The sequence below is a fragment of the Streptomyces sp. NBC_01116 genome, assembly GCF_041435495.1.
Lineage (GTDB): Bacteria > Actinomycetota > Actinomycetes > Streptomycetales > Streptomycetaceae > Streptomyces.
In genome coordinates this window covers 8,346,329-8,360,675 of record NZ_CP108644.1, presented here as the reverse complement: position 1 = coordinate 8,360,675, position 14,347 = coordinate 8,346,329, and the positions used below count along the sequence as shown (strand labels likewise).

Below are 14,347 nucleotides of genomic sequence, written 5' to 3'. Positions count from 1 at the left end.
CATCCTTGGCCGGTGTGCTCATCCGACCATGCGGGTGCCGTGTTCTTCGATGTCGATGGCACTCTCGTCCCAGGCACGAGTTCGTCGGTCTTCCTGGCCGGCTTTCTCCGCCACCGGGACGAGCTGTCCCTGGCCGAGGACGCCGACGCTTCTGGCGACCCGGGCAACCGCCAGGTCTCGGAGCCGGATGCCAAGGGCTGGGCCGGTGCGTCCGAAGGCCAAGTCTCCGGCTGGCTCGACGGGCTTCCCTTGGTCTCTCGGGTATCGCGGCGACCGTGGGCTGGTGCCGTCGGACGGGCTGGTGCCTGTGTTGGCCACTCGTTGACGGCAGCGACGACCACGGTCGCCTCGGGGCGGATAGCGAGCCTGTGGTATCGCGTGGCGACGGCACGGCGGCGTTCGAGGCGATTGATCCCGCTGTCGATCGACAGGCCACTACGACGGAGAAAGGGCAAATGATGCTCCGCGGCGCCGGTGCAACGCCCTTGCAACGTCCCCGACCCTAGCCTCGCCCCGAAGGCCGTCCAACGGCGGGCGGCACCGGATCGGGAGGCCACTGAGATGACCCGTTACGCTGCGCCGGGCACCGAGGGCGCGATCGTCACCTACGCGTCCCGCTACGACCACTGGATCGGCGGCGCGTACGTCCCACCGGCCCGAGGTCAGTACTTCGAGAACCCGAGCCCTGTCAACGGCCGGCCGTTCACCGAGATCGCGCGCGGCACGTCCGACGACGTCGAACTGGCCCTGGACGCCGCTCATGCGGCTGCCCCGGGCTGGGGCGCGACATCAGCCGGGGACCGGGCGTCGGTGCTGAACAGGATCGCCGACCGGATGGAGGCTCACCTCGAAGAGCTGGCGGTCGCCGAGAGCTGGGAGAACGGCAAGCCCGTACGGGAGACACTGGCGGCCGACATCCCACTGGCCATCGACCACTTCCGCTACTTCGCGGGGGCTCTGCGCGCTCAGGAGGGCTCGCTCAGCGAGATCGACGAGGACACCGTCGCGTACCACTTCCACGAGCCGCTCGGCGTGGTCGGCCAGATCATCCCGTGGAACTTCCCGATCCTGATGGCCACCTGGAAGCTCGCTCCCGCCCTCGCCGCGGGCAACGCGGTGGTGCTCAAGCCGGCCGAGCAGACGCCTGCCTCGATCCACTACTGGCTGAGCCTGGTGGCGGACCTGCTTCCGCCCGGCGTCGTCAACATCGTCAACGGCTTCGGAGCGGAAGCCGGGAAGCCGCTCGCCTCCAGCCCGCGCGTCGCGAAGATCGCCTTCACGGGTGAGACCACGACGGGGCGGCTGATCATGCAATACGCCTCCGAGAACATCAAGCCGGTGACGTTGGAGCTGGGCGGCAAGTCGCCGAACATCTTCTTCGACGACGTCTCGCGCGCCGACGACGACTTCCTCGACAAAGCTCTCGAAGGCTTCACCATGTTCGCCCTCAACCAGGGTGAGGTGTGCACCTGCCCGTCGCGTGCCCTCATTCAGCGCGGCCACTACGGCGCGTTCCTGGAAGCGGGCATCGCCCGTACGGAGCAGATCCTGCCGGGTCACCCGCTGGACACCGACACGATGATCGGCGCCCAGGCCTCCAACGACCAGTTGCAGAAGATCCTCTCGTACCTGGACATCGGTCAACAGGAGGGAGCGAAGATCCTGACGGGTGGCCAGCGCGTCGAGCACGACGGTGAGCTGGCGGGGGGCTACTACGTACAGCCGACGGTCTTCGAGGGCGACAACCGCATGCGGGTCTTCCAGGAGGAGATCTTCGGCCCGGTCGTGGCCGTGACGTCCTTCACCGACTTCGACGACGCCATCAGCACGGCGAACGACACCCTGTACGGGCTGGGGGCCGGAGTCTGGACCCGTGACATCAGCACTGCCTATCGGGCGGGACGCGGGATCAAGGCAGGCAGGGTCTGGACCAACTGCTATCACGCCTACCCGGCGCACGCGGCATTCGGCGGCTACAAGCAGTCGGGCATCGGCAGGGAGAACCACAAGATGATGCTGGAGCACTACCAGCAGACGAAGAACCTTCTGGTGTCGTACTCGCCGAAGAAGCTGGGCTTCTTCTAGGCACAGCAAAAGGGTGCCTGACCAGGGGATTTCTCTGGCAGGCGCCCTTCGTTACGCACATTGGACCCGTGGGTCGAATTACGAGGCTACTCCCGATATCTCCCACCGCTGTCCCACCTCTGACCAGCTGTTCCGGGGCATTTCCGGGCCAAGGTCCGACTCGAGCGCCCTACACACCGCTCTCCGGCTCGTCCCACCGCCGCATCGACTCCTCTATCAACGTGTTGGCGTGGTTGCGCGCCTCGGCCAGGAACTTGGCGCAGTAGCGGAAGAGGGCCTGGATGCTCTGTCCTGCTCTGCGCGCGCACTCCGCGGGGTCGACGCCGGAGGCGAGCCAGAACGAGATTCCCGCGTGGCGCAGGTCGTAGGGGCGCTTCGCCAGCGCAAGGGCGTGCTCGTCGAGGGTGAGTGTGGCCTCACGTGCCCGTCCCCATGTGATGCCGTACGCCGCGGCCTCGATGTAGTTTCCCGCCGCGTTGCGAAACAGACGTCCGTCAGGCGCGACACCGAAGCGTTCTATGTGCTCGCGCAGCATGCGGACGAGTACGGGCGGGATGGGCACCGTTGAGAAGACCCCACCCGCTGGCCGGTAGGCGGCACTGGGCCTGAGCCCTTTCCAACCTGACGGCGGGGTTGTGGTGTTGGTCGGTGTGGGCTGTACGGAACGACGAAGCTCCTGGTAGACGGGTTCTCGACCAAGATCACCCGTGCCGCCAGGAGCTTCGCGGGCATCGCGACCGTCTACCGGTACATACGCGAGGCCATCGAAGTTCTGACCGCTCGCGCACCGACCCTGGCCACGGCGATGGAGGCGGCCCGGACGAAAGCGTTCGTGATCCTGGACGGCACGCTGTTGCCGATCGACCGGATCGCCGCCGACACCCCTACTACTCGGGAAAACACAAGCGGCACGGCATGAATGTCCAGGTCCTCACCGACCCGTTCGGCCGACTGCTCTGGGCGTCACCAGGCCTGCCCGGAGCCACTCACGACCTGACCGCGGCCCGAGGCCATGGCATCATCGAGGCGCTCGCCACCGCAAGCCTGAAGTGCTGGGCGGACAGGGCCTACCAAGGCGCCGGCCGGCACATCCGAGTCCCCTTCCGGGGCCGCCGGCTCAAGCGCTGGAAGCGACGGCACAACAGCAGTCACGCCAAGATCCGCTGCGTCGGCGAGCAGGCCATGCCGTGCTGAAGGCTTGGCGCCTCCTGCGGAAACTCCGCTGCAGCACCAACCGGATCACCGACATCGTGAAGGCAGTCCTCGTCCTCCACCACGCCTCAACATGAGATTGGAAAAGGCTCACTGTCCCGCCTGCCTGGCCGACGATCAGGGGCGGTGGCAGCTGCACTGGCGCCTGGGCTGGGCCTTCGCCTGCACGCGGCACAACCTGCTGCTGCTGGAGCGCTGCCCGGCCTGCGGCAAGCACCCGCCGGTGGCCAGCGGCGGGAACCACCGCATGCTGCCCCGCCCGGAAGCCTGCCGCGCCCTGACCGACCGGACCGGGCGCGGGGCACGCTGCGGGTTCCCCCTGACGAATGCTCCCGCAGTCGGCCTCAGTTCCGGCGGGGCAGTCCTGCTCGCCCAGGCGCATGTGAACGCGACGGTCATCGCCGATCACCACAACCCCTCAGCACTGGAGCGGGCCGGTGAGCTGTCGTATCAGCCTCGTCCCCCACCACGGCGTGGCGTGACACCAACGGCTGCCGCCTCGTACCCGGCCGACACGCGTACGAGGCGGCAGTCTCCTGCCGCCTCGTACGTGCCCCCTCCCCTTTCCGGGCGCCCGGGCTCTGCCCTCGCCTGGAGGACGCCGTCGGCACCCTCGCAGCGGAGTGCGGCTCGGGAGGGCGAGCCGCCCGCCTGGCCGTTATGGTGATTTTGAATCTATTTGCGCTTATTTGTTGTTCGTTGCATGAGGTGACGGCTGCATGGGCGCGGCAGGAGTTGATCTCGATGGCCGGCAGTGCCTGGAACATCGCGGACGCCGTGGGAGCCGATCCGGTACCGGGGCGGAGCGACCGTCCGCGGACCCCGACCTTCAACGATGACGCGACCCCTCCCCCCGCGGGGGCAGCGGTCAGCCCCCAGGCGGCGCCCGAGAACGGTGCCAGTGTGGAGGAGCTCGTGGCCGCCCGCCGCCGTCTTATGGGCTGAACCGCCCCCCGGGGAGTGTGGATGAGCGGTTTCGACGCCGGGATCGCCGCGGTGTTCGCCCTCTGGCTGGCGCTGACCCTGTGTGCCCAGCTGCCCGCGGCGTTCCCGAGGTGGGAGAAGCTGCTGAGGTTCGACGTGCTGCGGCTGCTGCCGCGGTATCACTTCTTCGCGCCCTGCCCGGACACCTACGACTACCACCTGCTGGTCCGGGTCCGTCCTGACGGGGGGAGGGCCGGGCCGTGGCGGGAGATCACCGCCGAACCGGTACGCCCGTGGTGGAGCTGGGGGTGGAATCCGGGCCGCAGGGAGTGCAAGATGCTGCGCGATCTCGCGGAGAGCCTGCGGCTGTCGGATCCGCGATGCACCGATCCCGGCACACTGCTGTCCGTCCCGTACCTGCTGATCCTCAACCACGCGGTCGCCGCCCTGCCGGCTGAGGAGCCGACGGCGGCGGGGCGCGAGGTGCAGTTCCTCATCGCGACCACCACCTACCGTGCCAGTGCCGTGCCTCAACCGTTGTTCCTGTCCCGGCACCACCGGGTACCCCCGACACATCCCCGGGGCGGTAGGTGACGCTCACCGCCGCCGAGGCGCTGCGCGCCGTCGAGGTCCTGGCGGCCACCGGCGTGCTGATCACCTCCGCCGAATTCCTGGCCCGCCCGGCGCTGCTCGACAACAGGTCCCTGGCCAGCTGGAACGTTCTCCGCCTGAACCGCCGTCACGGGGCTCGTCTGGACCATCTGTTGGCCTATCCGCGGATTCTGGTCGTGATCGGTGCGCGGGCAGCGGCCGCGGCAGCGCTGATCTGCTGGTCGGCCCCCGCGCCGCCCGCCCACGCGGTGCTGCTGGGCATCGTCGTCCTGGCCTCGGTCCTGCTGCAGTTACGCGGACCCTACGGCGGGGAGGGCGCGGACCAGATACTGCTGCTGGTCTTCACCGTGCTGACCGTCACCGCCCTGCACCCGCACACCTCCACCATGCGCCTGAGCCTGTACTTCCTGGCCGCACAGTCCGCCCTGGCCTACCTCACCGCCGGCCTCTACAAGGCCGCGTCCCCGGTATGGCGCGACGGCACCGCTCTGGCGGGCATCCTGGGAACCCGCTGCTTCGGCAACCCACACCTGGCCGCCCTGGCCGCCCGGCACCCCGGCCCCACCGCCTGGGCCGCCCGCGGGATCATCATCTTCGAGATCCTCTTCCCCCTGGTTCTGCTCACCCCGCCGTCGGCACTGTTCCTCGTCCTGAGCGCCGGGGCCCTCTTCCACCTGGCCTGCGCCACAACGATGGGGCTGAACGTCTTCCTCTGGGCCTTCACCGCCACCTACCCCGCCCTCGCCCACACCGCCCTGACCCGGTAACCACCCGCCCGCGTTCCGCCAGGCGTCCGAGGGCAGCACAGCGGCCCACTGACCTCTCCTCCCGGCAGAACGCCCCGCTGCCTACTGTCACGGCGGTGCCCCGGCGCGGGCGCTTAAAGTAGAGCCCGCGAGCGGCGCCATCGTGGCACCCGCGCTTGTACGGGGCAGGTGCGCGCCGGCCGGTGGTGACTTCCTGGACTCCGACTTCAGGTGCGCTTCAGCTCAGATGGTGTCCATGCTTTGAGGCGGTGATCGATGCAGTCGGTGATGGCGGGTGTTACCGCCGTCATTTCAGGTCGCCAGCCGGGGACGGCATTGACCTCGCAGATCGTGAACGTGTCCTCGGAAGCGAAGAGAAGGTCGACACCGGCGATGGCGAGCCCTATGGCCGAGGCAGCCCGGGCGGCCAGCTCCTCCGCCTGCGGATAGCGTCCCAGGCACAGGGTCGCTGCCCCGCCCCGCCCGATGTTCGAAGCCAGGCCACCATCACGGGATGTACGCACCGCGGCGGCCACCGCGACGCCGTCGATCACGATCACCCGCAGATCCCGGCCGTGCGAATGGGACACGTACTCCTGGAAGAGGTGCGGTGTCTCCTGCGCCAGGGCACCCACAACCGAGTGCAGCAGTTCCGTACCCGGTGCGAGGAACACCTGTCTTCCCTTGTGGCCGGTGACCGATTTGACCACGCACGGGGTACTGAGACGGGTGCGGACGACACCCTCAAGAGGAGCGGTCGCAAAGGACATGGTGTCGGGCACGGGCAGCCCGGCCCGGGCCAGTTCCTGCAGCTGCCAGATCTTGTTCCGGCACACCAACTGCGCCTCCAGCGGGTTGAGGAGCATCGCTCCCATACGCTCCAGATGCCGCAGCAGAGACACCTCCCGGTCGTCGCGCAGCGACCCGGGCAGCTGACGCACGCACACGACCTTCGGGGCGGGAACATCCGCGCCGCCCAGCGTCCGCAGGACCAGCCTCCCCTCGAGGACACCGAAGACGAACTCGTCCGTGTGCCACACGGCGAACCCCGGCCCGTGGATCGCCGCGAGAGCATCGGCCAGTTCCCGGGTCGCTCCCCGCAGTGGAAAAGGACGCTCCCGCGCGAGCAGCCACACATCGACCGGCGGCAGTAACACCCCACGTTCCATACCAACCCCCACCCCGGGACCGAGCCGGGACAGACGTATCCCGCAGCCTCGCCAGCCATCACGAGGACTTCCGGCCTTCTCGACAACGCCAACGACCGACCGGCGGCAACAAGCACCGCGCGAGCACACTCGTACGGCAGCTCGGCAGCTCGCGTGCTGCCGCCCGGTACGCCAGACGTTCAAGCGCTTGACTGTCAGAACAGCCCATCGGAGTTGATGAGTCCCGCATAGTCACAGGTCAGCTTGTTCGAGTCGAAGAGCAGCCCCGGGGAGCATTTCCCGATGGTGTGCTCGTCGCCCATGGGCGCGGCAGCGGCGACGGTCGTGCCGACCGTGGCCGGGGCTGGACTGGCGGCCAGGGCCGGGGCGGCCGACCCCAGGGCGACGGTTGCCGCGAGCAGCGACGCGGTGAGGATCTTCTTGGGCATGGGCGTCCCTTTCGGAGGTGACCTTGTGGGCATCCAACGGATCGGGGCGGCGCAAGGTCACGTGAAGGAGTTGTCCTCGCTGGTACCCGTCCGCCCCGTGTCCGAAAGCCGTCGTCACCGTGGCCGCCGGCCGGACACCAGGTACTGCAGCGATCCGGCGGCCTCTGTGTCGTCTCCGACCCGAGGGGCTACGTCGTCAGACGCCCGGGTCTGGGTGTCGGGGCCGTCGACGGCCCGGAAGGTCGCCCGTCCTGACCCCGTGGGCCCTGCAAGGTGAGCTGGCCTCGTTCCGACCGGCGGTCCCCCTGAAATCCGCAGGGTCCGCTCTGTCTGCTCGCGGTCGTGATGTTCCAGGCCCAGGCTCAAGGCTCTGGCACACCCGAGAGGGAGCTCTGCGGAGATCCTGGAGCACGCACTGTGTTCCTCCTACCGGCCAATCAGACGTGCTCAGGCGGATAGTTGTGCACGGATGGGCAGAAAGGAGTAACCCTCTCCTCGCCGCGCGGGGGTGTGACCGGAACGTGGCTGTGTCGTTGATCGGGTGCGGCCGAACCACGCACGGCGCAGCAAAACGGACGGGCCCGGCAGCCGGGGCCGAACAGACAGAGGGAGACCGCGGTGGACTCGCAGGCACAGGGACATAGCCGTATCGGCCGTACGAGCGCACGAGCAGCCGTTTTGGGGGCGGTGGCCGGTGTGGCACTGCTGCCGGCGGGTGCCGCGCAGGCGAATGTCGTCGGGGTCGGGAACGCCGCGTTCGGCAACACCTGCATCGCCCAGGGAGGTGCGCAGAACGCCGGCGCGACCGTGGCCGGCAGCGGGGCGGTAAGTGGCAACCACATCGGGCTGCCGCTGCATCTGGGACGCAACCAATGCGGCAACAGCGGCATCGTCTGCACGGCCCTGTTCCGCCCGGCCGAGTGACGAACACGGTGGCCGGTACCCAGGAGCGGGCAGTGTCCGAACTGCTGTCCTTGAGCGGCAGGGCGCTACCTCTCCTGCAGCAGTGGGTGCACCGTGAGCCGGACTGCGGAGTCGCCCGCGGACTGCTCACCCTGGTGACGGCCGACCGGCTTGGCGACGAGGACCTGCGGGAACAGCTGGTGATCGCCCACCGGGACGCCCGCTTGGCCGGCCCACGGGAGACAAGCCTTGTCCACGGCGTCTTCCTGCACACGCACCGGCATCACCGACTGACTGCCGATCACCTGGTGGGCCACTTCGCCCGTTGGCCCACCGACGAGCAGGCCGGGCTGCTCATGGGTGTCTTCGCCGAATGCGGAGACGACGCCTACCGTGCGCAGGGCGAGCTCCTGGTGGAATCGCAATGGGAACTGGCCGGACCGGACAACTGGCCGTGGACGAGCTGGCTCGCAGCGATCCGGGCCGAGCAGGGACGGGCCCGTGAAGCACACGGCCTTGCCGAGCTGGCGCTGACCCTGCACCCGCGCTCGGGCGTCGCCGCACACGCTCTCGCACACGCCGGACACGAACTGGGCGCAGGCCCCGCCTCGGTCAGCTTCCTCGACCAGTGGCTGGCGGCCGACCCGGACGCCATGCACACCCGCCACCTCAACTGGCACGCCGCACTGCAGTCCATCGCCTGCGGCGACTTCCCCGACGCCCGCCGCCGGGCCGATACAGCACTCGCCTATGAGGATGTCGGGATGCGGGCAGCGACGAACTGGCGCCTGCTGCTCGTCGGACAGGCACCGGCCGGCCGGAGCGATCTCGAACACGTCAGGGAACTTCTCACCGCCCCGGGCGGTATGGCAGAGATCTTCCACACCTTCAATCTCGCGCTCGCCCTCGCGGTGGAGGCCGCTACCGAGGACCTGCTCGCCCTCGCCAGGCGGGCCGGCGACGACGAACGTCCCGACTACCGCGACGTCCTGGCACCCGTGGCCCGAGCCCTGGCCGACATCACCGCCGGCCGCCCCCGGGCAGCAGCCGACCTGCTCAGCTCGCTCGGCGAGAGAGCGGAGCGCATCGGCGGCGTACGGGTGGAACGAGAGATCATCCAGGACACCCTCGCCCGCGCCCTTGCCGATGCCGGCGAACCCGCCCGAGCAGCTGCACTGCTCCATCACCGCACCACCACCCGCCACCATCACACCTACGAAACCCACCTCCTCACTCCCGGCCGAGTGACCGGCCACGAGGATGATCGCAGGTCAGCCCTGCCATGATCCTCTCCGGGGGTAAGCCGTAGGGCAGGGCTGCCCAGTGGTGGGCGGGCTATGCGCGGCTCCCATATGGGCGTGCTTTCTGCACGTAAGGAGGCGCCAAGCCTTCAGCACGGCCATGGCCTGCTCGCCGACGCAGCGACCAACACCACAACCCCGCCGTCAGGTTGGAAAGGGCTCACTCGCCGACAGCCCGGGGCGGATGCCCCCGGTAACGTGCCGTTGCCCAGGGGCGACGGGTCAGTAGAGGCCCTCGGGGGACGAATTGGTGGTCTGGAGGGGGCGGACGTTGGCGACGCCGTCGGTGGGCCAGTGGTCGGTCGGATGGCGGAGGGCCTGGTCGCGTTCCAGGATGTTGGGGAGGAAGAGGTCCTCGTGGAGGACAGTGAGTTGGACCCGGCCGACCGTGCCGGGGTCGACCGGGGTCGAGAGGTCGCCCTTGTCGACCACCGCCATGGTGACCTGGGGGTAGTTCGGAACGTAGCTGATCAGCTCGCCGTCGTGCTCGATGTCCAGGCAGGCCGCGTTGCCGAAGGTGTTGCCGTAGGTCAGTCCGCAGATCCCGCCCTGCAGGGCGGTGGTGAAGGTCCGGTACATGTCGGCGCTGATCTGGGTGCCGCTCAGGCGTACGCCGTCCAGGGCGGCGACCAGTTCGGGCCGGCGCTCGCGGAGGGCCTGGAAGAGGGCCGGGGTGGTGTTGAGGTAGTGGACCCGGCCCTGCTTGAGGACGTCGGTGATCTGCTCCAGCAGGTGGGTGGTGTAGTCGCCGACCTCGGCCAGGCGTCCCGCCCGGATGAGGCGCTTGACCCACCGGGGGTCCATGTCCACGGCGTACACCTGGCCGGCGTGGAGTTCGGAGACCTCCCGGACTCCGTTCCCGATCAGGTGCGGTCCGGTGGGGGTGGCCTGCAGCCAGGTGCGGCCCGGTGCGAATCCTTCCCGTACGAAGGACCAGCGGCGCCAGAGCGCCCTGTGCAGCAGCATGTCTGGGGTGTAGAACGCCCGGCAGGGGGTTCCGGTGGTGCCTCCGCTGTCCCAGATCCGTCCGGCGAGCGGCCTGGGCGCCGACAGCGGGACGAGGTCTCCGGGGTCCTCCTCGCGCAGCCGGTCGAGCGGGAACGGGCCGAAGGCTCCGAGCTGGTCGTAGCGGGTGATGTCGCGGGGGTCGAAGTCCAGCCGGGGAGCCTGCCCGAGCCAGTAGGGACTTCCGGACACCGGGTCGAAGTGCCGTCGGACCACGGTGCGGGTCCACTCGTCGAGGTCGGTGTCCAGCCATCGCGCGATCTGGGCGTCGGGGTCGGCTCGGGTGGCGGCGGTCATGACAGGGCCGAGGCGCCGGAGAGGTCGATGCCGAGGTCGTAGGCGGTGGTCAGGGCCTGTTCGATGTGCTCGGGCTGCTCGATGTGCACCACCGGGAAGGGAAACGCGAGGATGCCCTCGGGTATCGAGGGGCCCATCACCAGCCCGAGTTGTACACCCTGCTCCTTCATCCCGCCATAGACGTCGACCAGGCTGATCGGGTCTGTGGAGTTGCGCTGGAAGAGGTCCCTGACGTCGGCTGCGGTGCGCAGGACCTTGGGCTCCAGGCAGGACAGCAAGGGGATCTCGGGGTCGGTGAAGGGGATCGCATCGATCCTCGGGGCCATGAAGTCGCGGTAGGGCCGACGCAGCGGGGTATGGACGGCAATGGTGCGTCCGGGGAGCGGGACGACCGTTCCCGGTGGGACCTCGGCGGCGAGCACGCCGAGTGCTTCGGTGTGGCCGGCGAGCATCATGATGCGCTGGGTGCCGTCGGCCGTGGGGCCGAAGTCGCCCGCCAGGTAGATACCGGGGACACTCTCGCCCGGGTGGGAGGGGGCGCCTTCGGCGAGCGAGCCGAAGGCGATGGCTATTCCCTGCTGCGGGTCTTCGGCGGGCGGTTCCGGGGTGTCGCGGGAGCCGGCCAGCATCTCGAACAGCTCCCGTCGCCCCAGCGATCCGGCGAGGCAGCTGGCGGTCATCGCGCCGAGGCTGAGGCCGCCGATGGCTGCGGGGCGCAGGTTGAACGAGGCGAGTACGTCGTGTACGCCGATCGCGAGGGCGGCTTCGCGGATGGTGCCGACGCTCTGGCGCTCCTCCCGGGCGGTCGGAAGGTCTTCCTCCAGGATCTGTCCGACCGTCAGCCCGGTCCACGCGGAGACCTGTTCGTACCAGCCCTGCACGACCTCGTAGGTCCGGTAGAGCTCCAAGCCGTGCGGCTCGGTCCCGACGCCGCCGCCGAACAGGTACCCCAGACTCATGACAGCTCCTGTGAATTGGTGGGAAAGGAGGGGGCGGTGGTGCGGACCGAGCGTAGTGCGGCGGAAGTAAGCCTGACAACACAATGCGCAGAATCCGGAGTTCGGCCGGACCTTCGAGAACCTGTCTCTTGACGCGATATCGATATGATATCGGGGCCTGGGAAAATCTCCGGCATCATGCCGACGGGGTCTATTTTCCACCTCCGGAAGGGACACTTTCGACACTCCCTCCGGGAGGGATCTCACGGAGGGAGATCGAGGAACAGTACGCTCTGCCCTCTTCCGAACAGTGCACCCCGCCCTCTTCTAGGACTCAAGGAATTCCGGGAGGACGCGGGGTGGCCATGCCCCGACGCTCAGCACACCGAGGGAGTGCGCCCGGGAGACCAGAGCGGGCCGGTTCGCGGCCTGGAAATGGCGCATCATCAGCCCGATGCGGTACTCGATGCCCTGCGGGCTCAGATAGAGCGATGCCGCCAGCCGGACGGTCGAGGTGCCGACCGCGACACCTTCCAGGATGCGGACATCCACGGCGGTCAGCCGCCGGACGCACGCGCCGCCGGACGGGCCCCCGCCCGCCGGACCGGCGCCGCCGGCGGCTTTCGACCTCGGCGGCCGCTGCGCGGGCTTGATCTCCTCAGAGGTCGCTGACGGTGTCACTTCCGGGTCCCCCTTCTCTGTCGTCCGTGGTCTCAGGTGCGCAGTGTGCCGGCGAGGTGGTCACGGAGCATGCCGGTCACCTCGTTCGCCCGGCTGCTGAGGTAGAAGTGCCCGCCGGGGAAGACCTTGAGGTCGAACGCGGCCGTCGTGCGGTCGCGCCAGTGCGCGGCCTCGGGGACAGGTGTCCAGGGGTCCTGGTCCCCCACCACAGCCGTGACCGGGCAGGTGACCGCGGCGTCGCGGTCGGCCCGGTAGCCCCCCAGGGCCCGGTAGTCGGCGCGCAGCACGGGCAGCACCATCCGCAGCAGTTCCTCGTCCTCCAGGAGCCGGACGTCGGTGCCGCTCATGGCCCTGACCTCGGCCACGATGCCCTCGTCGTCAAGTGGGCGGGAGAACTCAGGCCGGTCCGCGGACGGCCCCTTGCGGCCCGAGACGAAGAGGTGGTCCATCCGGCCGCCCCCGCGCTCGATCCGCCGGGCCACCTCGAAGGCGACGAGCGCGCCCATACTGTGCCCGAAGAAGGTCAGAGGGAGGTCGTCCCAGCGGCGCAGCGCTTCGAACACTTCGTCGGCCAAGCGGTGCAGGTCCTGGACCCCAGGTTCCTCCCGGCGGTCCTGCCTCCCGGGGTACTGCACGGCCAGGAGGTCGACCGGGCCGCGCAGTGCGGCGGATACCGGAAAGTAGAAACTCGCCGATCCGCCGGCGTGCGGAAAGCAGACCAGTCGGCGCGTGGCCATCGGCGAGGGATGGAAACGACGGCACCACAGGTCGCTATCCAAGGAGAGCGAGGTCATATCGGCCTTTCATTCCTTTCTCGGAATCCACGCAGTGCCGATGGGCGGGGTGCGGTGATCACGTGTGACACCCTCCGCACCGGTGGGTCGGCTGGTACGCGCTAATACCGGGAGCGCCGATCGGCGATGATCGGCGAGTCACGGGCACCGCATATGGCAGCCTGCCATGTCCCTCTGAATTTCAGCAAGTCTGCATCGGGGCACATCCGGCCACGCATGTCCGGGTTCAATTTCGGCTGTTTCTTCGGTGAATGGCGAGAACGTTGCGGTGCGGAGCGATCCTGTGGGATCTACTTGGCTCCGACTCAGCAGCAACGGTCGCGGCAGCCGGACGCGCACCGCGAATCCGGCCGAGGAGGCGAGGACACCTCATGGCAAGGCTGTACGCCGTCAGCGATCTCCATGTCGCGCGTCCGGAGAGCATTCCTCCTGTACGACTACAGCTTCCGGCCGCCCGGGATGGTGGACGCGGGGACGGCGCCGGCCCTGGCGGAGGCCGCCGGCGTGGTGTGCAGCGACGCGTTCCTGCTGCACCCGGACCCGTATCCGACGCGGGCCGACTGGTGCCGCGCGCGGGTCGCCCGTACCCAGGCGCGCCAGGCCGCCTGCGATCCGGCGGGTGCCGGCGCTGCTGGTGAATCATTTCCCCCTGATCAAGGAGCCGACAGAGGTGCTGCGTCATCCGAAGTTCGCGCCGTGGCCCCGCACCACAGCGCGAGCGCGGACTGCCCTCCGCCGTGGTCTACGGGCACCTGCACATTCCGCGGACCATCCGCGCGGCCGGGGTGCGGCATCAAGAGGTGTCCCTCGGGTATCCGCGCGAATGGAAGTGGTGGGGCAAGCCCGATCCGCTGCTGCGCGAGGGCTTCCCGTCCGGGGAGCAGCGGTGACGGGCGTCGGCCGGTGATCGAAGACCTGTTGTCGACGGCGGTCGAGGTGAAGGAGTCCGTGTACAAGGCGTGGTTCCCTCTGACGGGGCGGCCGTTGGACATCCTCGACGCATTCGTGCGGCTGGATCCCGCACGGGGGTGTTCCCGGCCACGCTGATGGTGCCGGGTCACCGGGCCGACGGCGGTGCGGTGGTGAGCGGTTTCACGGGCCGCTGGGCCGTGATGGGCGGCCTGGTCCTGATCCGGCCTGCGTTGTGGTGCCGCGCAGCGTAAACCCGGCATGAGCGCAAGACCTGCGCTCTAGGAATACATCTAGATACGACAGGACCGCGTTGACCCCTACCTGGTCACCCAAGACGCTG

General features: G+C 69.0%; 14 protein-coding genes and 1 pseudogene. 8 read left to right on the top strand and 7 right to left on the bottom strand.

All coding sequences use genetic code 11. The features are described 5' to 3' along the window. Positions 1 to 561 precede the first annotated feature (561 nt). Entirely contained in the window at positions 562 to 2,085 is a 1,524-nt protein-coding gene (locus OG245_RS36215; RefSeq protein WP_371627569.1) for an aldehyde dehydrogenase family protein, read from the top strand. Between the two features lie 169 nt (positions 2,086 to 2,254). Here the strand turns inward: OG245_RS36215 and OG245_RS36210 are convergent, their stop codons facing one another. Continuing rightward, on the bottom strand, positions 2,255 to 2,647 hold the full coding sequence (locus tag OG245_RS36210) for a hypothetical protein (protein WP_371627568.1): 393 nt from the start codon (positions 2,645 to 2,647) through the stop codon (positions 2,255 to 2,257). A gap of 165 nt (positions 2,648 to 2,812) precedes the next feature. Here OG245_RS36210 and OG245_RS36205 point away from each other — a divergent pair. From OG245_RS36205 to OG245_RS36190, 4 genes and pseudogenes are all read left to right on the top strand, one after another. After that, a pseudogene (locus OG245_RS36205) lies at positions 2,813 to 3,374 on the top strand (transposase family protein); the annotation flags it as partial. Further along, positions 3,371 to 3,964 (top strand): hypothetical protein, encoded by a 594-nt coding sequence (locus OG245_RS36200; RefSeq protein ID WP_371627567.1) that lies wholly within the window; start codon positions 3,371 to 3,373, stop codon positions 3,962 to 3,964. The pseudogene OG245_RS36205 and the gene OG245_RS36200, both read left to right, overlap by 4 nt. A gap of 299 nt (positions 3,965 to 4,263) precedes the next feature. Beyond that, positions 4,264 to 4,815 (top strand): hypothetical protein, encoded by a 552-nt coding sequence (locus tag OG245_RS36195; protein WP_371627566.1) that lies wholly within the window; start codon positions 4,264 to 4,266, stop codon positions 4,813 to 4,815. After that, positions 4,812 to 5,600, top strand: coding sequence for a hypothetical protein (locus tag OG245_RS36190; protein WP_371627565.1), 789 nt, complete (start codon positions 4,812 to 4,814; stop codon positions 5,598 to 5,600). Before OG245_RS36195 ends, OG245_RS36190 begins: the two co-directional genes overlap by 4 nt. 206 nt (positions 5,601 to 5,806) lie before the next feature. Here the strand turns inward: OG245_RS36190 and OG245_RS36185 are convergent, their stop codons facing one another. Continuing rightward, on the bottom strand, positions 5,807 to 6,715 hold the full coding sequence (locus tag OG245_RS36185; RefSeq protein ID WP_371627564.1) for a RimK family alpha-L-glutamate ligase: 909 nt from the start codon (positions 6,713 to 6,715) through the stop codon (positions 5,807 to 5,809). Positions 6,716 to 6,942: 227 nt separating this feature from the next. Then, positions 6,943 to 7,176: a carbohydrate-binding module family 14 protein gene (locus tag OG245_RS36180; protein WP_371627563.1), complete on the bottom strand. Its 234-nt coding sequence runs from the start codon at positions 7,174 to 7,176 to the stop codon at positions 6,943 to 6,945. Positions 7,177 to 7,794: 618 nt separating this feature from the next. Between OG245_RS36180 and OG245_RS36175 the strand changes: the two genes are divergently transcribed. Both OG245_RS36175 and OG245_RS36170 read left to right on the top strand, forming a co-directional pair. After that, a complete protein-coding gene (locus OG245_RS36175) occupies positions 7,795 to 8,100 on the top strand; it encodes a chaplin family protein (RefSeq protein WP_371627562.1) in 306 nt (101 codons plus the stop codon). Positions 8,101 to 8,132: 32 nt separating this feature from the next. Next, complete coding sequence (locus tag OG245_RS36170; protein ID WP_371627561.1) at positions 8,133 to 9,365, top strand: hypothetical protein; 1,233 nt, start codon at positions 8,133 to 8,135, stop codon at positions 9,363 to 9,365. Between the two features lie 237 nt (positions 9,366 to 9,602). Here OG245_RS36170 and OG245_RS36165 read toward each other — a convergent pair whose 3' ends face one another. The 4 genes from OG245_RS36165 to OG245_RS36150 all read right to left on the bottom strand — a co-directional run bounded on the left by OG245_RS36165 (position 9,603) and on the right by OG245_RS36150 (position 13,095). Next, positions 9,603 to 10,682: an arylcarboxylate reductase gene (locus OG245_RS36165; protein WP_371627560.1), complete on the bottom strand. Its 1,080-nt coding sequence runs from the start codon at positions 10,680 to 10,682 to the stop codon at positions 9,603 to 9,605. Then, positions 10,679 to 11,641 carry an ACP S-malonyltransferase gene (locus tag OG245_RS36160; RefSeq protein ID WP_371627559.1) on the bottom strand — a complete coding sequence of 321 codons (963 nt, stop codon included), beginning with the start codon at positions 11,639 to 11,641 and terminating at the stop codon, positions 10,679 to 10,681. Before OG245_RS36160 ends, OG245_RS36165 begins: the two co-directional genes overlap by 4 nt. Positions 11,642 to 11,947: 306 nt before the next feature. After that, positions 11,948 to 12,301 (bottom strand): helix-turn-helix transcriptional regulator, encoded by a 354-nt coding sequence (locus tag OG245_RS36155; RefSeq protein WP_371627558.1) that lies wholly within the window; start codon positions 12,299 to 12,301, stop codon positions 11,948 to 11,950. 32 nt (positions 12,302 to 12,333) lie between these two features. Beyond that, positions 12,334 to 13,095 (bottom strand): thioesterase II family protein, encoded by a 762-nt coding sequence (locus OG245_RS36150; protein ID WP_371627557.1) that lies wholly within the window; start codon positions 13,093 to 13,095, stop codon positions 12,334 to 12,336. 737 nt (positions 13,096 to 13,832) lie between these two features. On the opposite strand from OG245_RS36150, the gene OG245_RS36145 reads away from it, so the two are divergent. Beyond that, entirely contained in the window at positions 13,833 to 13,985 is a 153-nt protein-coding gene (locus OG245_RS36145) for a hypothetical protein (protein ID WP_371627556.1), read from the top strand. Positions 13,986 to 14,347: the final 362 nt, after the last annotated feature.

Coding starts and splice junctions, on each gene's coding strand:
- OG245_RS36195 (WP_371627566.1), top strand. CDS start 4,264: ATGAGCGGTTTCGACGCCGGGATCGCCGCGGTGTTCGCCCTCTGGCTG.
- OG245_RS36165 (WP_371627560.1), bottom strand. CDS start 10,682: ATGACCGCCGCCACCCGAGCCGACCCCGACGCCCAGATCGCGCGATGG.
- OG245_RS36200 (WP_371627567.1), top strand. CDS start 3,371: ATGAGATTGGAAAAGGCTCACTGTCCCGCCTGCCTGGCCGACGATCAG.
- OG245_RS36180 (WP_371627563.1), bottom strand. CDS start 7,176: ATGCCCAAGAAGATCCTCACCGCGTCGCTGCTCGCGGCAACCGTCGCC.
- OG245_RS36215 (WP_371627569.1), top strand. CDS start 562: ATGACCCGTTACGCTGCGCCGGGCACCGAGGGCGCGATCGTCACCTAC.
- OG245_RS36160 (WP_371627559.1), bottom strand. CDS start 11,641: ATGAGTCTGGGGTACCTGTTCGGCGGCGGCGTCGGGACCGAGCCGCAC.
- OG245_RS36150 (WP_371627557.1), bottom strand. CDS start 13,095: ATGACCTCGCTCTCCTTGGATAGCGACCTGTGGTGCCGTCGTTTCCAT.